Consider the following 21,476-nt stretch of genomic DNA (forward strand, 5'->3'; position numbering starts at 1 on the left):
ACCAACTCGCTCGCGCGAGTTCACGGGTCTTGGCAGCGAGGGAGATGTCATGAGCTTCGATGACAGGCACCAACCGATCACTTCGTCGTACTGGCCCGCAGAGCAGTCCGTCGAGGTACTTGACCACACCATCGGGCGGGCCCTGAGCCTCGCGGCGGCCCACTGGGCCCGACGCACCGCCCTAGTCGACGGGGCCTCGCAGCAGGACGGCCGCCGCTGGACGTTCGAGGGCCTTGAGAGAGACGCCAAGCGGGTGGCGCACGCTCTGCTCACACGCTTCTCGCCCGGTGACCGTCTCGCCGTCTGGGCGGCCAACTGCCCCGAGTGGGTCCTACTGGAATTCGGAGCCGCGCTCGCCGGCCTCACTCTCGTGACGGTGAATCCCGCTTACCGCAGCTCAGAGCTCGAGTACGTCCTGCGTCAGTCGAAAGCGCGCGGCATCGTCGTACAGCCCGAGCACCGTTCTCGCGACCTGTTGCACGCCGCTGCCGCCGCGTGCAAGGAGTTGCCGTGGCCCTGTGAAGTGATCTCGCTCGACGAGTGGCACAGCTTCGTCCGGAGCGGTGCGCAGGACGGTCCGTTGCCCTACGTTCGGCCCGGAGACACGGCGCAGATCCAGTACACGTCCGGCACGACCGGATTCCCGAAAGGCGCGCTTTTGACCCATCGGGGGCTGGCCAACAACGGACGCCTCTACGCGCATGCGATCGGCGCCGGGTCCGACGACGTGTGGATCAACCCCATGCCGCTCTTCCACACCGCAGGGTGCGGTCTGGTCACCCTGGGAGCTCTGCAGACCGGTGGCACCCACGTGCTACCGGCCGGTTTCGACGCCGGCGTCATGCTCGACCTGTTCGCCGCCGAACACGGCACAGTTCTGCTCAGCGTGCCCACCATGCTCATTCGTATGCTCGACGAGCAGGCGTCAACTCCACGCGACGTGTCCTCCTGGCGGCTCGCGACCCTGGGCGGCGCACCCGTACCGCCGGAGCTGGTGCGCCGTGCCGAGCGGGAACTCGGCGTGGGGGTAGGGATCGGCTTCGGACAGACGGAGACCTCGCCGTACATCACCCACACCCGGCCCGACGATCCTCACCCGCAGTGGTGGGAGACGGTGGGCAGGCCCCTGCCGCAGATCGAGGTGAAGATCGCGCATCCGGTCCACGGCAGCACGCTGCCGCTGGACGAGGTCGGCGAGGTCTGTACTCGCAGTGTCTGCGTGATGCAGGGGTACAACGAAGATCCCGAGGCCACGGACGCCGCACTCGACTCGGAGGGCTGGCTCCACACCGGCGATCTGGGGTCCCTCGACTCCCACGGATACCTCCGGATCCAGGGGCGTCTCAAAGACATGATTATCCGCGGGGGCGAGAACATCTACCCCCGCGAGATCGAGGACGTGTTGTTCGCCCACCCGGACGTCTCCGGCGCATGCGTCATAGGACTGCCCGACGAGGAATGGGGCGAGGTCGTCGCCGCCTTCATCTGCCTGCGCCCGAACGCCTCCGCGGACGCCCGGGCACTGTCGACGTACTGCCGGGAACACCTGGCGTCGTTCAAGGTGCCGCACGTGTGGGAGTTCGTCGCGGAGTTCCCTCAGACCGCTTCCGGGAAGATCCAGAAGTTCGTACTCAAGGAGCGGCTTGTCCACGGGTACGGCGCGGTCTGAAGCCCAGCCGCCTTGCCCCCAACCCTCAGATCCAAGGAACCGCAATGACCTCGCTCAGGGACAAGACCCTTTTCATCACGGGAGGCAGTCGGGGGATCGGGCGAGCCATCGCCCTGCGCGCCGCGGCCGACGGAGCGCGGATCGCGATCGCCGCGAAGACAGCCGAACCCCATCCGAAGCTGCCGGGGACGATCCACTCGGTGGCCACAGAGATCAGGGATGCCGGCGGAGAAGCGCTGCCGCTCGCTGTGGACATCCGCGACGAGGAGCAACTGGCCGAGGCGGTGAAGGAGACCGTCCGCGCCTTCGACGGCATCGACATCCTCGTCAACAACGCCAGTGCGCTATTTCTCGCGGACACCGCCAACACACCCATGAAGCGCTTCGACTTGATGTTCGACATCAACCTACGGGGGACGTACGCCGCGTCGCAGGCCGCTCTTCCGCACCTCTCGAGAGCGGCCAACCCTCACATACTGACCCTGTCCCCGCCGCTCCAGCTCAACCAGCAGTGGTTCGCCGACCACTGCGCCTACACCATGTCCAAGTACGGAATGAGCATGTGCGTGTTGGGCATGGCCCAGGAATTCCGCTCCAAGGGCATCGCGGTGAATGCTCTGTGACCTCGGTACATGATCCAAACAGCTGCCAGCAGCATGCTTGCCGTCGACCCCGAGGGGTGCCGCTCCGCCGACATCATGGCCGACGCCGCGCACGCCATCCTCAGCCGCGCGAGCAAGCGGTGCACGGGGAACTTCTATCTCGACGACGAGGTGCTGACGGAAGAGGGCATCCAAGACTTCGATCACTACCGGCTGCATCCCGCGACACCCCTGATCCCCGACCTGTTCGTGGCATAGAGGCAGGTACCCACGCCATCCGCCGCCCCGAGCAACCGCGCTCGGGCCGCGTTTCCCCGAGTACCGGAGCGAAAATGATCAGCGTGCACATCCGCTACGAGATCGAGCCCGAGCGTGTAGCCGATTTCGAAGAGTACGGGCGCCGATGGATCACCCTCGTCAACCGCTTCGGCGGTACCCATCACGGCTACTTCCTCCCCAGCGAGGGCGACAGCGACGTCGCCTACGCGGTCTTCTCCTTCCCGAGCCTGGCCGAGTACGAGACGTACCGCATCGCCAGCAGCACGGACCCGGAGTGCCAGGAAGCCTTCGAACTGGCCCGGCGAACCGGCTGCATCAGGCGCTACGAGCGTCGGTTCCTGCGCCCGATCATCTGACCAGGTCCCCGCCGTACCCATCGCCCACCCTGCGCGCAAGCGGTGGGCGATGAAAGTCGGCTGCCCGCCCGACTGGTCGTGAGGAGTCACCTCTCTCCGGTTTGACTCTCACGGCCACTTTTGTGAATATGGATTCAGATTCATTTATCGGGACGGTGCGACCACCGCCGCCCGGAGGACAGGCCACGCGACACGTCGCTGTCGTGGCCCATGACCTGGCCGCATTGCGGCACCGTGAATCCGGTCGATGGTGCCCGGGCCCGTTCATCTCGCCATCCGCACTCTCCGCAGCGGACCGGCCGTCACCAGACCGCCGACCGCGCAGGGCCACAGGGAGACAACATGCCCACCCATCTGACCGAAGTGGCGTCCATCCCCACGTCCGGTGCCCGGGCCGTCCAGCCGTTCGACCTTGGTGATCGGCAGATCCTTGCGGTCCCGCAATTGGCGTATGACGTTCCGGGGACCGACGCCAACATGAACGGCGGCGACAGCGACACCGTCACGCTGCTGCTGGAGCGGAAGGGCGCCGGCTACGTGCCATGGCAGACCGTCCCCGCCCCCGGCGGAGAGGACGCCGAGTTCTTCCGTATCGGTGACCGCGCCTTCCTCGCCATTGCCAGCATCCGCCGTGGCTCCGGCCCCTACCAGTTCACCATCGACTCACAGGTCTTCGAGTGGAACGGAAGGACCTTCGAGTCGTTTCAGAAGTTCGAGGGCTTCGCCGCCAAACAGTGGAAGCACTTTGAGATCGACGGGCAGCATTTCCTGGCTCTCGCCCAGGGCGTGACAGTGCCCGGGCATGAGGACGAGAACCGACCGTCCGTGATCTACCGCTGGGACGGCTCCTCGTTCACGCACTTCCAGGACATCGACTCCAAGTGGGCCTACAACTGGCACGCCTTCGCCGTCGACGGGCACCAGTTCCTGGCTCATGCCGATCATGTGCAGGCCTCGGTCCTGTACCGGTGGACGGGTCAGCGGTTCCAGGCCTACCAGAACCTGGCCGCCGATCACGGGCGGGCCTTCGCTCACTTCGAGCGGGATGGCGTGACCTACCTGCTGGTGGCTCGTCTCCTCGGTGAATCGCAGGTCATGCGGTGGGACGGTGAACGCTTCGTCACACACCAACTGCTGGAGCAGCCCGGCACACGCGAGTTCGCGGTCGTCCACGACGGCGACGTCCTCTTCGTCGTACGCGTCAACTTCATTCTCGGCCCGCAGACCAGCCCCACCACAGCTCTCAATTCCCAGCTCTACCAGTGGCGCGAGAACCGCCTGGAGGTCGTCGAGGAGTTCGCCACCACTGGTGGTACGGACGCCGCGGTCATCCACGACGACCAAGGAATCCTCATCGCGGTGTCCAACGCCCTCGCGCCCGACGCCCGGTTCGCCGCGCGCACGGTCCTGTACCGCTTCACCCACTGACATTCCCACCGACGCACGTCCCCTCCCGACCGGCCGCGATGGAGCCTGCTCATGACCGCATCCGAAAGCCCGGAACTCGTCGACCTCTTTACCACCTACACCGCCTCGCCGAACAGCATCGGCTCCCACCTGACGCATACGGCATCGCGCACCACGAAGGACGACCCGCTGCTGGTGGCCACCTCTGCCGACTTCGCGCTCTATCCCGGTAATGGAGAGTCCCCGACGGTAGAAGGCTTCCGCCTCTCCACACGTGGCTTCAAGGAACTCGCCGGCATTTCCCACCTCGGCCCGGCCGTTGCCAGCCTGGTCCAGCTCCACCACACCTACGGGGACGAGTCGTGGCGGAGCGAGGCGCAGCGCCTGTTGGACCAGGTCGACCGCGGGCGGGAAGCCAACAGTCCTGAACTGTGGCGCGGCACCATCGCGGTCGAGGCCTTCCGAGGGCGCGAGCAGGCCATCGCCGACATGGCCGACTACAGCTTCGCGATGACCGCCCGCTATCTGCGCACCGCACTCAAAGACAGCTCCTACCTCACGCCTCGGACCTTGCGTGATGACTACCTCAACGGAGGCGACAACAACTCCCCCACGTCGATCAACAAAATGATGATCGCGACGTTCTTCCTGACCGCCATGGACACAGCCCACCGCATGATGAAGTGGTTCGACACCAGGAAGATCGACTGGAACCGGGTGATGGTGATCATCGCCGGCAAGCAGGGTCGACCGACCGCCGGCGTCACCTGGAACACCTCCAGCGTTGCCACGGTCATCCGCGGGGCCTCCCGGTACAAACTCCCGATGGAGCGCATGTACCTGGCCCCACACGCCCGACAGTTCGCCACCCCCACGGACGGTGATCTGTCCGAGGTCACCTCACTCGAACAGCCATTGCGGCAGCTGTGGACCAACCTGCGAGCCACCGTGGAACTCGGCGACCTGATGTTCGCGGGGCTTCCGCGTTACGCCCCAGATCATCTCCTCGCTCCCGATGTCGACGACCCGTCCGTCACCGAGATCAGCGAAATGCCCACCATCCACGACCACAACGACTGGCGCGCCATGACCACGCGCCTGCGCATGGTCTTGGAGGACCCGCGCCAACTGCTCTCCGGATGCGTCACCGACTACGCCGTCAGCCAGCTCGTGGAAAACGACAACGCCCCCAGCAAGGTGCTCGTCCCCGGCCTCGACGGACTCACGTACCCCACCAACCTTTGAGGCCTGAGGCCTCTCATCCCTCCCGAAACCCCTCCCGCCTTTCTCTCCCCAGGAGCGCCACCGGTGTCCGCCCTCCTCCTCGACCAAGCCCGACACCTCGACGTGCAAGGCGGCCGTATTGCCTATTACGAGTCCGGCACCGGCCCGCACACCATCGTCTGGGTGCACGGTCTGCCTCTGGACTCCCGCAGTTGGTCCGCACAACAGTCATTCTTCGACAGCCGAGCGCGAAACGTCTTCCTCGACCTGCGCGGCTACGGGGCATCCGACAAGCTGCCGGCCGACTGCGACAGCGTCACCAACCTCTACGTGGCCGACCTGGCTGCCCTCATCGAGCATCTGGGACTGGACAACCCGCTGGTCGTCGGATTCGCCTCAGCCGGGCATGTCGCCCTGCGCCTCGCCGCGCAACACCCAGCCCTGGTGGGCAAGCTCGCCGTCCTGAACGGATCACCCAAATTCCGCCGGAGCGACGACTGGCCCTACGGGTTCGACGAAGAGAGCGTCGCGCTGTTCACCGAAGCAGCCGAAAGCGGGATTGAGGATCTGACCGACTTGGTGATCGACCCGGCGGTCGTACTCACCGATGTCGAGGCCGAGCGAGCTGCCGAACTCGGCTCGCAGTGGAAGGACATGAGCCACAACGCCGGCGTGGACACACTCCTCGGCTTCTTCAACAACATCTCCCTCGATGACGACCGCCACCTGCTGCCCGACATCAAGGCCCCGACTCTGCTGATCACCAGCACACTCGGCCAGGAGGTGCCCTCCGGGGTCTCCCTGTACATGCGGAACAGGATTCCCCATGCCCGCCTGAGCGAGGTGCCCGGAGCCGATCACTTCCTCTTCGCCACACGCCCCGAGCTGGTGAACCACCTTCTGGCGTCGTTCCTCCATGCCTGACCGACACAGGGTTCCAGCAGGCACTGCAGAGCGCCGAAGCCCTAACAAGGGAGCGAACATGGCGCAGACACCGAAGTCGCAGCGCACCGAGACGGATCTCAAGGAGGCAGCCAAAAGGCTCATTCTCCGACTGGGCTACGCGCAAATGAAGATCACAGACATCACGACAGAGGCAGGCAAGTCAGCCGGCTCGCTCTACCGGTACTTCACGGACAAAGACGACCTCATGCGCTCCCTGGCCGAGGACTTCCTCCAAGCCCATCAGCAACGTGCGCACGCCACTTTGGGCGCCACACACCGTCTTGACACGCGCGCCGATATCCGCGCTCACGTCCAGGCGTACTGGGACAACTGCTCTGCCCATTTCCCAGCCATGATCGGCATCTTCCAGGCAGCCCAGGCCAACGATCAGTTCGCGGACACATGGGCGCAATTGCGTGAACACCACGTCGCCATGTGGTCGGAGCACCTCCAACAGAACCGCGGCCCCTGCCCCCGTATCCGCCTCACAGCCCAGGCAATCGTCTGCATGCTCGAGTCCTTCTGCTACAGCCAACTCCAGGCAGGCGTGCCCGCCGACGGAGGCACGGCCGCAGTCGAGACGCTCACCAATCTCGTCTTCTCCGGCATCACCCAGCCTTCTCAGCTGCCCTTCAGCGGCACGCGCGCCTAAGCCGGCACAGGGCCAGTCCGAGTACCTCGCGTCGGGCCGTCCTGGGCAAGGTCCCAGGCCGCCAGCCCAACCGCGCCCTACACCTACGAGGAACTGTGCCCTCCCATGCCACATGCTCCGGCCGTCCCCAGCGACGACCGGTTGTTCAATCGCGAAGCCTTGTGGATCCATGGATTCACGAACCTTGACAGCCCGCCTTAGAAGGTTAACGGTTATGCCTGATGAATGGAGGAGCGATCCCCCTCCTATCTCGATGAGCAGCTCGCATGGATCCATACCCGGGATCGCAGGCTGTTGACGCGCTTGCACTTCCCCTGCCCGCCGCCCTACGCCGAAGGATCGCCATGAGTAACCTGCAGCACTGTGACGTCTTGATCATCGGTGGCGGGCCGGTGGGTCTGAGTGCCGCTCTGCAACTGACCAAACAAGGAGTCAACGCCTGGTGCGTTGAGCGTCGTACAACGCTGTCCAGGCATCCCAAGGCGGGTGGGATCCACGCCCGGACGGTCGAGCTGTTCCGCCAGTGGGGCATCGCCGATGACGTTCTCGCGGCGGCCCTCCCTCCGCACCGTGGCGAGGGCTTCAGTTGGACGACCCGGCTCATCGGCGGTATCCACCTCGGGCACGTGATGTTCGATGACGACCCTGGAGAGCGCGCGGAATCTGCCGAGGCCAGCCCGGAGGCCGGTTGTTTCACGCCCCAGGACGATGTGGAGCCGATCCTTCTTCAGGCCCTGCTTCGTGCGGGCGGGCGCTACTCCTTCGGCACCACGGCCATGGTCCTGGACCAGGATGATGACGGCGTGACGGTCGCCGTCACCAGCGAACACCTCACCCAGACCGTTCGCGCGCGCTATGTCATCGCCGCCGACGGCGTACGCAGCGCCACGCGCGACGCCCTGGACATCACGGAATCCACCAATCCCGTCTTCGGCGAGTCCGTCGGCGTCTACTTCCGCAGCCAAAGGCTCACTCAGCTCACCGAGACCAGTCCGTACGCCTTGTCCTGGGTCATCAACGCCGACATCGTCGGCTCCTTCGCCCGCATAGGAAAGGAAGACAAGTGGATCTTCAATTTCGGACGTGATCCGCAGCTCCCCGACAGCGCATACGACGAGTCCTTGTGCGTGGCCCGTCTCCGCGAGGCCTCGGGTGCCGCCGCCGCGGACATCGACGTGATCAGCATTCTGCGGTGGCAGCACGAATCGGCAGTCGCGGACTCATGGCGGTCCGGACGCGTGTTCCTTGCCGGCGACGCCGCACACCGCTTCCCGCCCCACGGCGGGTTCGGCATGAACAGCGGAATCCAGGACACGGCCAATCTGACCTGGAAGCTTGTACGGGTTCTCCACGGTGTTGCCGACGAATCCCTGCTGGACACCTATGAGCAGGAACGCAAGCCGGTCGCCGAATACAACATCGACCAGTGCCTGCTCAACACCGAGCGGCTCAAGTCCACCGGGTTCATGGGGTCAGACCCGAGCGAACTCGCCACGATCGAGCTGCCGGAGGGAGAACCGGTGCGTCGACGCATCGCGGACAGCGTGCCCGCCCAGCACGAACAGTTCCGTTCACAGGGACAGCAGTTCGGCTTCATATACGAGTCCACGGCGGTTATCGGCGACGGTACCTTGCCGCCGCGCTCCACCGTCAGCGACTACCGCCCCACAGGGCATCCCGGAGCCCGTGCACCACATCTGTGGATCGACTACCCAGCGGGTACGCCCCGGTCCACCATCGACCTCAACGACGGCGACTTCCTGGTGCTCGCCGGACATGCCGGGCAAGCCTGGAGTACGGCCGCCAACGCGCTAGGTCTGCGTTGCGTTGTGATCAGTCAGCGCATGACAGCGGCTGCCGGCACTTCCTTCGAATCCGTCTACGGCATCGCCCCCTCGGGAGCTGTGCTCGTCCGCCCCGACGGACACGTCGGCATGCGGGTGCATACCGGCCCGTCGGACCCCAAGGGGGTTCTGCGCGCAGGGCTCGACCGGATCCTCAAAGGCCGGACCGACGCCTGAATGCCAGCTAGGGGGCCCGGGACGTATCGCTGCCCCCGTGATGCGGGCCGCCAAGGATGTCGTGGATGTGGACTTCACGCTCGACGGGCTGGGCGAGCCGGGGTGCGCCTGAACGGCCCGGTGACCCAGGAAGGTCATAGGTGGGCCTGTTCCTTGCTGAGGCACCGCGCGACGAACAGGTCTCCATCTGTCAGGTGCCCCCCTGCCCGTCTGCGGCACGCGAAGTCGGGCGATGCTCGCTGAGCCAGCGTCGCTCCACGGTCAGATGGGGTGCCAGAAGGTCGTATTCCACACTGTAAGTCGGTGCCGAGTGGCTTTCCCCGTTCCAGGGTGAGGGGTAACGAGGGCCCGACGGCTTCCAGATGCTCCAGGGGTCATGCCGAAGCCCTGCGTCCGTCCGCCCGGCGGACATTGGCCCGGCAGCCCCGCGCCACCCCGTAACACCATGGGAGCACCTCATCGCGTCGGGCAGGGACCAGTTCCTGAGCCCGGGTAAATGGTCGACGCGACGCCGAAGCACCGGCATCGTCGCGGACAGGACGACCTCGACCAGGTCAACTCGCCCAGTTCCGCACAGCCGCCCGCTCCCTGACCACCAGGAAAACACCGTCCCCGCCCTCAGCGGCACCGGCATCCCCGACGACTGACAAGCGACGGCTCGAACCTGCCCAGGTACGTCCGCATCTCCCCCCATCCCAAGACCGTCGACGCCGTCAGCTCAACGGGCGCCGCTACAAGGGCGTCTGCGCCTCTGACGCCGACGGGACCCGCACCGACAGGAGCTTGCCGTCGCCGAGGTGCAGGAGGCCTTTGCCGGGCTGCACCGGATGGCCCGTCGAGCTCCGGAAGATCCGGTGGCCGATGTGCTCTCCCGACGAGGTCTGCTGAGGCGACAGAAGGAGTCCCCGCCGGGCCTTCGCCGCCTCGACCTGCCAACCGGAGAAGCCCGCGCAGACCTTGTCCTCGTCGCCGCCGAGGACAAGGGCGAGCCCTCGGGCAGAGCCGTACTGGATCAAGTCCCTGAGGGAGGGGGCGGCATCACAGTCGTGGAGGATCTCCGCGTCGTCGACGATCACCACGATCGGCCGCTCCGGCGAGGCCGACGCCACCGCTTCCTCAACCGCCCCCGCCCTGAGCTCGGCGCCGGTGAACAACGCCAACACGCCTTCCTGCACAGCCAGTTCTCGCAGCGGCGAGGGCAGCGGCGTCGCCACGACCAGGCGTGCGCCCTGTTTGAGGCCGGCGCGGGCCATGGTGAGCAGGGCGGTGGAGCGGCCCGATCTCTGGGGTCCTGCGACGACGAACGCCGGGACGCCGACAGCGAGATCGGGACCGTACCCCGTGAGCTCGTCCCCGCCGACGGCGGACAGTGTCCAGCGGCGGGAACACGAACCCTCCCGGTCGCGCAGCCGCCACGCCTCGTCGAAGCTGATGCGGTCCGGCAGGGCGGCGACGGCGAACGGGCGCCGCTCGCGCGGCACTTCGGCGTCCCGGACGGTCGTCGCCCGGCCGATCGCGGCGAGCGCCTCGGCCTGCGACTGGTCCGATGGGTCCTCGGTCAGCAGTGCGAACTGGGTCTCGGTGCCGAGTTCCGCGCGGAGGGCCCGGCCGGGGGGCATCCACTCCGGCACCTTGCGCGACGAGACACCGATCATGGCGTAGTCGGCACGATCCGTGAGCCGCAGCGCGTACTTGTCCTCGGTCAGGGTGGAAATCCGGCCGGCGAGCAACTGTCGGTCGCCGGTGATGACGACACATATGCCGACGGACGCGCCTTCCCGCATCAGGGTCAGCAACTCGTCCGTCAACCGGCCGTGTTCGTACTCGCCCAGGGTCGAAGTCCAGCCCTCCCAGCTGTCCAGGAGGACGAACAGGTACGGCAGCCGCCGCGCCGGTTCGACGCCGTCACGCTGTTCGCCGATGTCGACGAACCCCTGCGCATCCAACTCGTCCTGGCGGCGCGCGAGTTCGTCCGTCAACCGGGTAATGAGCCGGTCGACGCGCTCGGTCTCGCGGCGGGTCGTCACAGCCCCGCAGTGCGGGAGTGCGGTCAGTGCGGCCAGTCCTCGATTGCCGCAGTCGATGCCGTAGATGTGCACGTCGGCGCAGGAGTGGGCACCGGCCAGCGCCCCGGCGATCGTCCGCAGGACCTGGGAACGGCCGGAGCGCGGGGCGCCACCGATCAGGACGTGACCGAATCGTGCGAAGTCGATACGGACCGGGCGGCGGAGCTGCTGCGCGGGCAGGTCTTCGGCTCCGAACGCCACTGGGGAAAGGCCGCCGGGGCGCCGCTCGGCGTCCTCGTCCGCGGTCCCGTACTCGGCCTCGTCGAGTGACAGGACCTCGGGCAGCGGCGGTAGCCACGGAGCGAACCGGGGCTGGATGCCGAGCGTCGCGTTCGCCTCGCGGACCGCGTCGACCAGCACGTCGAGGTCGGTGGTGGCTCCGGCCCCCCAGTCCGAGTGCCTAGCTGGTGCTGCCAGGGTCCGCCCGAGGTCGGTCCAGGTCAGCGGGGCGACCCACGGGGCGCGGAGGGCCGTATCCTGGTCGCTGGGGCGGAGTTCGCCGACGCGCGCCGACTGGAACGGGATGAGTGACGCCTGGCCGAGCCGGGCATAGGCGCGACCGGGCGTGGACTTCGGGATCGTCGCGGCTTCCGGAGAGCCGACGATGTCGAGGGACTCACCGGGGTCGGCCACGCGCAGGGCGATACTCAGATTGGTGTTGGCACGGATCTCGGCGGAGACGACACCGCTGGGCCGCTGCGTGGCGAGCACCAAGTGGACGCCGAGAGAGCGACCCCGCTGCGCCAGGTTGACCACGCCCGAGATGAAGTCGGGCAGGTCCCGCACCATCGCGGCGAACTCGTCGATGACGACGACCAGCCGTGGCAGTGGCTCCCGGTCGCCCGGATCCCGCCGCCGCAGGTCGTGGTAGTCCTCGATGTCCTTCGCGTCGGCCCTCGCCAACAGGCCCTCGCGGCGGCGCAGTTCGGCGGCCAGGGAATCCAGGAGCCGTTGGACGAGATACGGGTCGAGCTCGGTGACCGTGCCGACCGTGTGCGGAAGCCGCACACAACTCTTGAACGCCGCACCGCCCTTGTAGTCGATGAGCACGAACGTGAGGTGCTCGGGGGAGTTGGCGAGGGCGAGCGAGGCGACGATCGTCTGCAACAGCTCCGACTTCCCGGAACCCGTCGTACCCGCGATGAGCGCGTGCGGCCCGTCACGGCGCAGATCGATACCGAACGGGCCGTCGTAGGTCTCGCCGATGACGGCCACGGTCGACGGAGCTCGGGAGGTCCACCGCTCGGCGACGGCCGATCCGGTGGGCGACGCGAGGTCGAGCACGTCGAGCAGGCGGGAACGGTCGGGAAGCACCGCAGGATCGAACTCCTCGCGGACGGCCTGCAAGGGCGCCAGGGAGCGGGCCAGTTGGGCGCACCATGCCGGGGACACGAAGTCGGGCCGGACGTCGTCGACCCGGGAGGAGTCGGTGGACTCGACGCGGAGGCGAAGTGCCGACCGGCCGGTGGGTTCCCGGTGTTCGGCGACGACCGTGGCCTGGCACTCGCCGGGCAGGAACAGCTCGTCCTCCTCCAGACACAGCACATGGATGCCCAGGGCGGGCCCCTCGTGCATCAGCAACGTCGTACCGGGCATGGCCCGCAGCCGCCGGGCGCCGTCGAAGACCACGACGACGTCCGGCGCCGGCGCGTGAGCGTTGTCGCCGCTCCCCCGCGCCCGCTTCCGCGCGTGGAGGAGACTGACGAGTTCGGCTATACGGACCCCCACGGTCTCCGAGTCCATGCCGAGGGCGGTGTTGGCGTCGGCGCCGCCGACGGGGCGGGCATGGGGCAGCCATCTCAGCCAGTCCCAGGACTCCTGCGCGTCACGCTCCGTCAGTACGCAGACGCGGACGTCGAGGGGACTGTGCAGTGCGGCGATCTGGGCCACTGCCCAACGGCCCAGTGCGCGGGGAGAGTCACCGGGGCCCGCCACGCCGATCACACCGAGCCGGCGCAGCGGGAGGGTGACGGGTGAGTCGCCGGTGCCCTTGACCAGGCCGGTGCCCACACGCAGTTGGAGATGGTCGCGATCACCGGGGCGGCGTTCCCACAGCCCGGCGCGGGGGTCGGCGGCGAGGGAGAGCACGGCTCCGGGTGACGGGGCGGCGCGGCGCTGCCGGACCAGTTCGACGCGCAGTTCGTCCTGAAGTGCCTCCGCCTCCTCCTGCACCCTGACCTGGCTGGAGAAGTAGTACCCGCCGGCCGTCGCGGCCAGCGCACTCAGCACCCCGGGGAGCAGGAGATACCAGTCGCGCAGGAGTGCCCAGCAGACCACCGCGACGACGAGCACCAGCACCATGGGCGCCTGGAAGGTGATCCGCCTGCGGCGAAGGGCCCGTAGCCGAGCACTGTGCGTCCGCGTGTCGACCGGATCACGCCGCACGCTCTTCGGCGAAGCCGCCCGCGGGGGCCGCTCGAAGACGAACCCCCTGCCGTCCTCGGACCGGCGCGGAGCACCGTCGGACGGCACGCAGGCGACGAGTTCGAGCAGCGTGCCGCCCACCGCGAGTTGCCCGTCGAGGGGCCACACGCCGCTCTCACGCAACCGCACCCCGTCCAGCACGGCGAGCGCATCGGCGTCACGCCCCCGCACCGTGCAGCCGCCGTCCGCCCCGACCGTCAACGTCAGCGCCAACTCGGCCAGTTCAGGATCGTCGATGCACACATGCGCCTCGGCCCCCCGCCCGATGTCCGTGTGCCCGAGCCCCAGCCGGTGCACGGCTCCGGCGTCCGGCCCGCCGATGACGCGCAGTTCGACGATGCCGGTCACCTCACGGGGCGGACAGCCGGCGGGGGTGTGCAGACTGACGACGCACCCTTCCGTCAGCGGCGACCGGGCCAGCGGCGTCGCCGCGTCGACGACGAGTCCGTCGACGTGGACGACAGGCGCCGTCCGGTCACCGCCCTCCCCGCGGTCACCGCTCCCCCCGCCGAGCAGGACACGCTCCAGCGCGTGAGCGACCTCCCCCACGGGTGAGGCGGGGTCGGCGTCGAGGACGACGTCGGCGGAGTTCCCGTCGCGGGGATCGACGACGGTGAGGGTGAGACGCACCGGAGCCCTCCTTCGTCAGTTCCGCGGGGAGCGGTCGGCGCCCAGCTCGTCGAACGCGCACTCGTCGGGATCTCCCGGGCGGAAGGCGAAGGCCAGGTCCGCCTTCCACTGGCCCTGGCGCCAGCGGACGGTGCGTACCGCCAGGGAGTGGCCGTCACCCTCCCTGGCGATGAAGACCTCGTTGTAGCCGTTCTCCTCGTTGGAGTGGATGCTGGCCAGCGCCGGGGCGCCCGCGATGCGGGTGGTCCAGGGCCGGTCGCGGTCGATCAGCCGCTCCGAGGCGAGGAAGCCGAGGTGGGTGTGTCCGTGCAGCACCAGTGCGGTGTGCGCCTCGGCGAGGGCCGCCTTGGCCTGCCCGGCGTTCACCACACCGGCGTACGGCGCCACTTCCACGGCGGGCACCGGGGACAGCGGATGGTGCACGACGGCCAGGTTCACGCACCCTGTCTCCCTGCTCAGGCGTCTGAGCACGGGATGGGCCACGACGCCGGGGTCGTGGCGTTCGAGTCGCGCCATGAGGTCGCTGATCTGATCGCCGTCCTCGGACTGGGCGAGTTCGGCGAGGAGTTGGCGTACGCGGTCGCGGTCCTCGTTGCTCACCGGCTCGCCTCCCGACTCGGCGGAGCCGAGCAGCGCGACCCGCAGGCCGGCGTCGGGGTAGCGGACGTACAGCCGGCGGTCCTCGTGCTTGTCCTTGTCCAGGTCGGGGTGCGGGTACGCGTCGAAGGCCCGCGCGAACCACTCGTGGCGAGCGCCGGGCCGCGGGTCCAGGCACCGGTCCCACGACACGTCGTGGTTGCCGCCCACGAGCAGGATCCGCGGGTCGGCCCGTCGCAGGTCCGGGTGGTCGCTGAGGAGTCCGGCCAAGCGGTCCAGCCAGTCGAGGGCCTCGCGACCGTACTCGTCGAGCGGACGGTCGACCAGGTCGCCGGAGACGATGACCAGATGCGGTGCCCTGCCCTGTCCGGCCAGGTGCTGGACATGTTCCAGATAGCTCTCCAGCGGGGTTCCCTCGCCGGCGAGCCGGGCGAGGGCGGCACCCGCCTGGGTCCGGTCCTTCTGGTCGACGTTGGACCGCAGCCGGCCGCCGAAGTGCAGGTCGGACACATGGTGCACGCGCAGCACCGACGGCAGGTGGTGCGCGATCACGGGGTCGGCGGCCACCGGGCGCAGCACCTCCCGCATCGTCTGCGCGTCGTGGGCGTCGGAGGTGAAGTGGAGCCCGGCGTCGCGCCATCGTTCACGCCGTATGACGGCACGGTGCGTCGCGGACATGCCGTTGTGGAACCACTGGTCGATGTAGCGGTGCTGCGGATGGTCGGCCTCTTCGCCGGCCCTGCGGGAGAGTTCGGCGGGATCCGTACGCAGGTCGGGTTCGGCCTCGGCGGTCTGGAGGGCGAGTTCCAGCAGGAAGGGCGTGAGCAGCCAGCCGGGTTGCTCGGCCCGCAGCAGGGCCACGACGCCGTGCGCCCACTCGGGGGCCCGGTCCGCCATCCACGCGGCCTCCTCGTCGGTGACCGCAGGCGGCATCCGTACGTCCTTGAGGGCGTCGACCCCCAGGTGCGGGGCGAGCAGCTCGTACTCGGCGGGCGTGGCGAAGACCACCGGTACGACGCCCTCCTCCCGCAGCCGTCCCAGTCCCGCGGCGAGCGTCCCGGGATCTCCGGCCCGTCTGCCCGACGGGCCGATGGCCGGCTCGTCGACCAGCACCATGTCCACGTCGCCGAGTTGCGGCCGGGCGGCCTTGCCGTTCGTCAGACAGTTCAGCCCCGCCCTGCGCACGTCGGAGTCGTTGCGTACGTCGACCAGCCGGGTGAGCCCTTCGGGGCGGGCGTGCCGCACCGCGCCGGCCAGCCAGCTCTTGCCGGAGCGCCGGGGCATGACCACCAGCCAGCAGGCGTCGTTGGGCTCGTGCCGCTCCACCAGCGGTGCCGCCCACTGGGGTACCCGTGTGCCGCGGAACCTGATGTCGAGGCTCGGGTCGAACGACCGGCTCGGCCGGTAGTGGTTCATCGGTGCTGCTCCTCGTCGTGCAGTTCCTCGTACGCGTGCCGGATCCAGTCGAAGAAGGGCCGGTCGGACAGCCATCTGTTCTGCGGCAACAGCAGGCCCACGTCGCGCAGTTCCGTCCCCTGTGCCCGGCTGAGGTCCCTGGGCTGTCCGCCCCGGGCCCCGAGCAGGGCCTCACGGGCCGCGGGGCCGATCTCGCTCCAGCGCGAGCGGAAGACATCGGCCTTGTTCACGAGAAGTTCCCGCTCGATGAGCGATTCGAGTTCGGCGGCGTCGTGGACGGCCAGTGTGCTCCCGGCGCGTGCCGACCGCACCAGGGCGTCGCCCACCACCTGGAGGTAGAAGGGCCAGGGTCCTACGTTCCTGAGGATGCGGTCGGCGGTGCCCGAGGGGATCTCCAGCCCCTCGTTCTCGGCGGTGCCCGTCAGGAACTCGCGGGCGTCCCGTTCGGTGAGCGGCCCGAGGATGAAATGGCTGACGTCGTTTCCGTAGCTCGACCCGGGAACCTTGCGTGCGTGGCGCAGGGCGTCGTTCCAGTCCTTGTACGTGCCGCAGTAGACGAGCCAGGCGCCGGCCTGGCCGAGGTCGCGCAGCCAGGACACCGCCGCCGGGTGGTAGCCGGTGAGCCGGCCGACCTCGTCGAGCAGCAGCACGAGCCGGGATGAACCCGTGCTCGCGGCGGCCCGGTCCATCAACTCGTCGGCGGGTCGCGGGGATCGGGCCAGCTCGGGCATGAGCCGTACGGCGAGGTCGTCCTGCGATCCGGTCCGGTCCCGGTTGGACAGTGTCACCACCTTCTGCACATTGCCCAGGCCGTCGGACCGCATGCGCTCCTGGAGTTCCTTGACGATCCAGGACTTGCCGGCCCTGCGCGGCCCGAGCAGCGCGGCGGACGCGCCGTCCCGGTAGGTGCGGTTCAGCCAGGCGAACACGTCCTCGCGGCCCACCGGCCGGCCCGCCGGTCCGAGCGAGAACCGGTCGGCCGCGAGCGCGCTGCTCCCGATCCGGAACGGCCTGCTCTCCAAGGGCACTTCGGCGTCGCGCCGGCGCGTCTCCGTCACCGTCTCCTGGATCCGGTCGGGCAGCGCGATCTGCGCTTCCACGCCGGAGCCCGCGTACAGGGCACGGCCGGGCACGACAACGGGTGGCAGCAGGTGCCCGCGCAGCCCGGCCCGCTCGTAACCGGTGCGGTCGGCCTGTCCGAGGACCAGGGTGGTGTTCCGCTCGGCGCCGCTTCGGAGCTCCAGTACCCGCCGACCGCCCGCGACGACGGGACAGACCCCGGACCGGGTGTCGCGGAGCAGGTCGAGCAGGTCCGCGAGGCATCCTTCGTTGGAGGTCCCGCGCGCCCAGTCGCGGAACTCCTCGAATCCATCGACCAGGAGGACGAGGTACGGCGGCCGCCCCCGACCGCGGCCCTCCTGCCGCTGCCCGTGCAGGCTTCTGAGGCCCGTCTGTGTGAAGCGTTCCTGACGGCTACGGACGGTGTCGACGAGTTTGTCGATGAGCCGCCGCATCCGCTCCGGCTCGTCCGGGGTGACCACGGCCCCGCAGTGCGGCAGGTCGGTGAGGGCTCCGAGGTTGCCGGAGCCGCAGTCGACGGCGTAGAGGTGGACGTCCTGCGCGCTGTACTGCTCGGCGACGGCGACGGCGAGGGTGAGCAGCGTCTGGGTCCGCCCGCTGCCGGGGTCGCCGAGGACGAGCAGGGGTCCGTCGAGGTCGAGGTCCCATGTGGCCTGCTGGAATCCCTGGGTGTCGGGCGCGTCGCGCAGTCCGAAGACGACCGGTGTCCGGGTGCCGGGCCGTGGCCGCAGGGGCCACAGGGCATCCGGCCCGACGGCGGTCTCCTTCAGCCTGACCGACAGGGGCAGCGACGGGGGCCACGGAACGTGCGGCGTCGCCAGGCCGTCCAGGGTGGCCGCGGCCCGTGCGGTCGCGTCGACGAGGTCGGCCAGCTCGCCGACTCCCGTGACCGGGGGTGTCCTGGGCGCGGGCTGCTCCGGGGCTCCCGTCCAGTCCGTCGCCCGGATCCGGACGGTGCCCCGCGATGCGGACGTCCTCTCCTGCCGGCGCCCCAGACTCGCACGGCGGACCAGCTCCAACCCGCCGGAGGCACGACGGACGTACGCCAGTCCCTGACGCCCCGCGTCCAGCCGGGCCGCGGCCGGGGTGCCTATCAGCAGCTCGCTGTCGGCGGGATCGGCGAGCCGCAGGACCACTCTCAGCGGGGCGAACTCCAGTATCTCGTCGGTCACGGCATCGGACGGGCGACGGGTCGCGAGGACCACGTGGACGCCCAACTCCGCTCCCCGCCGCATGGTGTCGATCAGCCCCGCGACGAACTCCGGTGTCTCCTCCCGGAGTCGGGCGAGGTCCGAGACCACGACCACCAGACGGGCCAGGACGGGCAGCGCGGCGGCCTCGGTCGCGCGGATCACCGTGTACTGCTCGAAGTCGCGGGCCCCGGCCTCCTTCATCCGTTGCTGACGCTGCCTCAGTTCCGCGGTGAGAGCGGTCAGTCCACGGGCGGCGGCGTGGGGGTCGAGCGCGGTGTGCACTCCCACCGTGTGCGGCAGCCGGGCCGCCTCGGCGAACGCCTCACCGCCGTCGTGGTGCACGAACAGCAGGTTCAGCTCGTCGGGACGGTTCGCCGCGGCGAGGGAGCCCAGCCACGCGCAGAGCAGTTCCTCCATCCCGGAACCGGCCATCCCGGTCACCAGGGCGTGCGGCCCGTCACCCGGCAGATCGAGGAGGAAGGGCCGACCGACCGAGCCGCCCAGCACCGCCGCCGGGGAACGCGGGGTGCCCGCCCAGCGGTCGGCGACCTTCCCGGGAGTCGGGGGGTCCAGGTCGAGGAGGTCCAGGAGGCGTTCGGCCGGGACATCGGTCGGCTCGGCGGAGTTGTCGCGCAGGGGGGCCAGGAGGCGGGCCAGGGAGTCGAGTTCGCGCGGTGACACGTCGTCGGGGCGGAACTCGCGCCCCACGGCGGTTCGCGCCTGCCCGGAACGCTCGAGAAACACCCCGTCGCCGGCCGCCCGCAGCACGGTCTCGCACCAGTCAGGCAGCAGCGCCGGGTCCTCGGCGAGGCAGATCACATGCACCCCGACGTCCGATCCGGCGCGGAGCATCTCTTCGGCCGACGGTGTCGCGCGCAGAGCCGTCAGGTCGTCGACGACGATCACGAGGTTGACACGGCCCCAGAAGGATCCCGCCACGGGCTCGTCCCGCAGTCGTTCACGGATGATCAGCTCCACCGTTTCGAGCAGCCTGGCGTGCGCCGCGGCATCGCGGCCGACCCGCACGGGCAGGGCTCCCCGGGACATCAGGCCGTCGGGCGGCAGCCACCGTGCGAAGCGCCAGAAGTCCTGTCCGGACTCGTCGGTGAGCACCTGTACCGCGACGGCGGACGGGGGATGCAACAGGGCCGTCTGCGCGACGAGCCAGCCGGCCAGCCTACGGCCGCGATCCCGGCCGACCGCGATACCGAGAGGGCCTGTACCCCGAAGGTCGACGGTCAGCGGATCCGTCCTGGCAGCGCCGACGCGCAGGACCAGGCCGTCCCGATGCCCCGGGCCACGCTCCCACAATCGCGTCGGCGAACCGAAGATCTCCGACGAGAGCTCACGGGGATCGGGAAAGCGCGGCCTCCTCCCACCGGTTCCGTCGGGCGACCGACGCCGCCAAGGCACGAGACCCCGCAGAGAGGAATCCCCCGGAACCGCCCCGGCCTGGGCCGGACCGTCCGCGCGGGGCGCTCTCGCCGCCCCCCGGTCGAACGCCAGGGCCCCTCCCCCGGCCGACGACACGTACAGTTCCCGGAATCGCGCGAAGCCCTCCGGCTCCAGCCCCGCAACCCCGCCTCCGACCGCACCCGCACTCTGTGTCGGCGACCCGAGGAAGACCCGGCAGCCGTCGTACAGAGGCGTCTGCCCGATAGTCGTCTCCGGTGCCAGCCCTTCCCCCTCACTCGTGAACAGATCAAGAGGGCCGGGAGGCGTCCGGGGCGCGCCGAGCCGGACGAGTTGCTCCGCGACCACCCGGACGGGGGTCGACTCGTCGGCTTCGAGTACGACGTCCTGCTGGCCGCCACCTGGCAGCACGACGGTGACAGTCCAGCGGGCGCCCGCCGTCCCCGTGCGCCGCCTGCGACTGATGGGCGCGGCCGACCACGAGGGGGGCGGTGTCACCCGGGCCGGGCGCCGTACGCGGATCTCGGCGGCCGGTGCCGGTGCCGACTGCGGCCCCGCGACCACCCCCAGCAGCGGAGCGGTGACCCTGCCGTCCCGGTCGATGTCGATGCCGTATCCCGTGCCGGGCAGACCGGTGTGCGCCGTGCCGACAAGGACGCGTGGCCCGGTCATGCGGTCCCGGACGACCAGTCGGGCGAGCTGCCTGGCCTCGGCGGGGGTCGGCTCGGTCCCGATGAGCACCACCTCGCCCGCGGTGGCGGGATGCGCGGACCGGGCACCCCAACCGGTGAGCACCGGACGGGAGTTCGGCCCCGACTGCGCGTACCGCCCCGCTCGCTCCGCCAACGACTCGAGCAGAGAAGGGACATCGGGCAGCACGGTCACCCGTTCCGGGAACTCGGCGTCCAGACCGCGCGCCACTCCGACGCAAGTGACGCGGACGTCGCCCGACCACGGTGTCGTGGCCTGCTCGGCGGCGATCGACTCAAGGAGCGCGGCCCGGTGCGCCGTTGGCCCGGTCACGACCCCCAGGCCCGTCCCCGCGTCGAGGTTGAGCAGCAGCCGCAGCTCATCGCCGCGGCCGACAGACACGAGGTGAGGAAATACGGAAAGGCCCCCCACCGGACTCGAGTCCACGTCCAAGTCCCGGTCCCGGCCCTCGTCCTGGTGTGGCCCGACGCTCTCCCGGCTGAGGAACCACAGCTGCCCATCACGCCGCGCCTGCCACTGCTCGGGGAACAACCGGTCCGGCGGATCGGCCACTTCCACGACGATCTCGTCGCCCCAGAGCCAGACGGCGCTGATCCTCGGCAGCAGCGACGCGGGCTCGGCAAGAGCACGCAGGGCCCGTCCCAGGAGCCGAGCTCCCACCGGGTCGGAGCGCACCAACAGCCCGTCGACCGGGCTCGTACCGGGCCGTGGGCCGTAGGCGTGGTGTGTCCGGAGTGCTGAACGAGTGGATCGTGGCATGACTTGTACATCCTCATGGGGCCGACGGATCC

The 21,476-nt window shown here is 69.3% G+C and carries 12 protein-coding genes; 9 read left to right on the plus strand and 3 right to left on the minus strand.

Annotated features, from left to right (window positions below; all coding sequences use genetic code 11):
* Window positions 1-49 precede the first annotated feature (49 nt).
* From ACIQI8_RS43360 to ACIQI8_RS43400, 9 genes are all read left to right on the plus strand, one after another.
* Complete coding sequence (locus ACIQI8_RS43360; RefSeq protein WP_402364188.1) at window positions 50-1,669, plus strand: AMP-binding protein; 1,620 nt, start codon at window positions 50-52, stop codon at window positions 1,667-1,669.
* Between the two features lie 44 nt (window positions 1,670-1,713).
* Window positions 1,714-2,292: an SDR family oxidoreductase gene (locus ACIQI8_RS43365; protein WP_402364191.1), complete on the plus strand. Its 579-nt coding sequence runs from the start codon at window positions 1,714-1,716 to the stop codon at window positions 2,290-2,292.
* Window positions 2,293-2,301: 9 nt separating this feature from the next.
* Window positions 2,302-2,529 carry a hypothetical protein gene (locus tag ACIQI8_RS43370; protein WP_402364194.1) on the plus strand — a complete coding sequence of 76 codons (228 nt, stop codon included), beginning with the start codon at window positions 2,302-2,304 and terminating at the stop codon, window positions 2,527-2,529.
* Between the two features lie 74 nt (window positions 2,530-2,603).
* Complete coding sequence (locus tag ACIQI8_RS43375) at window positions 2,604-2,906, plus strand: NIPSNAP family protein (RefSeq protein ID WP_402364197.1); 303 nt, start codon at window positions 2,604-2,606, stop codon at window positions 2,904-2,906.
* Between the two features lie 342 nt (window positions 2,907-3,248).
* Complete coding sequence (locus ACIQI8_RS43380) at window positions 3,249-4,334, plus strand: hypothetical protein (protein WP_402364200.1); 1,086 nt, start codon at window positions 3,249-3,251, stop codon at window positions 4,332-4,334.
* Between the two features lie 51 nt (window positions 4,335-4,385).
* Window positions 4,386-5,558, plus strand: coding sequence for a DUF5624 domain-containing protein (locus tag ACIQI8_RS43385; protein ID WP_402364203.1), 1,173 nt, complete (start codon window positions 4,386-4,388; stop codon window positions 5,556-5,558).
* Window positions 5,559-5,621: 63 nt separating this feature from the next.
* A complete protein-coding gene (locus ACIQI8_RS43390) occupies window positions 5,622-6,461 on the plus strand; it encodes an alpha/beta fold hydrolase (RefSeq protein WP_402364206.1) in 840 nt (279 codons plus the stop codon).
* 58 nt (window positions 6,462-6,519) lie between these two features.
* Window positions 6,520-7,134 carry a TetR/AcrR family transcriptional regulator gene (locus ACIQI8_RS43395; RefSeq protein ID WP_402364209.1) on the plus strand — a complete coding sequence of 205 codons (615 nt, stop codon included), beginning with the start codon at window positions 6,520-6,522 and terminating at the stop codon, window positions 7,132-7,134.
* A gap of 344 nt (window positions 7,135-7,478) precedes the next feature.
* Complete coding sequence (locus ACIQI8_RS43400; RefSeq protein ID WP_402364212.1) at window positions 7,479-9,155, plus strand: FAD-dependent monooxygenase; 1,677 nt, start codon at window positions 7,479-7,481, stop codon at window positions 9,153-9,155.
* A gap of 731 nt (window positions 9,156-9,886) precedes the next feature.
* Here the strand turns inward: ACIQI8_RS43400 and ACIQI8_RS43405 are convergent.
* The 3 genes from ACIQI8_RS43405 to ACIQI8_RS43415 are packed head-to-tail and all read right to left on the minus strand — an operon-like array spanning window position 9,887 to window position 21,444.
* On the minus strand, window positions 9,887-14,275 hold the full coding sequence (locus ACIQI8_RS43405) for an FtsK/SpoIIIE domain-containing protein (protein WP_402364215.1): 4,389 nt from the start codon (window positions 14,273-14,275) through the stop codon (window positions 9,887-9,889).
* Between the two features lie 15 nt (window positions 14,276-14,290).
* Window positions 14,291-16,288: a metallophosphoesterase family protein gene (locus ACIQI8_RS43410; protein WP_402364218.1), complete on the minus strand. Its 1,998-nt coding sequence runs from the start codon at window positions 16,286-16,288 to the stop codon at window positions 14,291-14,293.
* Window positions 16,285-21,444, minus strand: a complete 5,160-nt coding sequence (locus ACIQI8_RS43415; protein ID WP_402364221.1) for an FtsK/SpoIIIE domain-containing protein — start codon at window positions 21,442-21,444, stop codon at window positions 16,285-16,287. The genes ACIQI8_RS43410 and ACIQI8_RS43415 overlap by 4 nt, the downstream gene beginning before the upstream one ends.
* Between the last annotated feature and the right edge of the window lie 32 nt (window positions 21,445-21,476).

This window comes from Streptomyces sp. NPDC092369 (genome assembly GCF_044755245.1).
Taxonomy (GTDB): Bacteria; Actinomycetota; Actinomycetes; order Streptomycetales; family Streptomycetaceae; genus Streptomyces.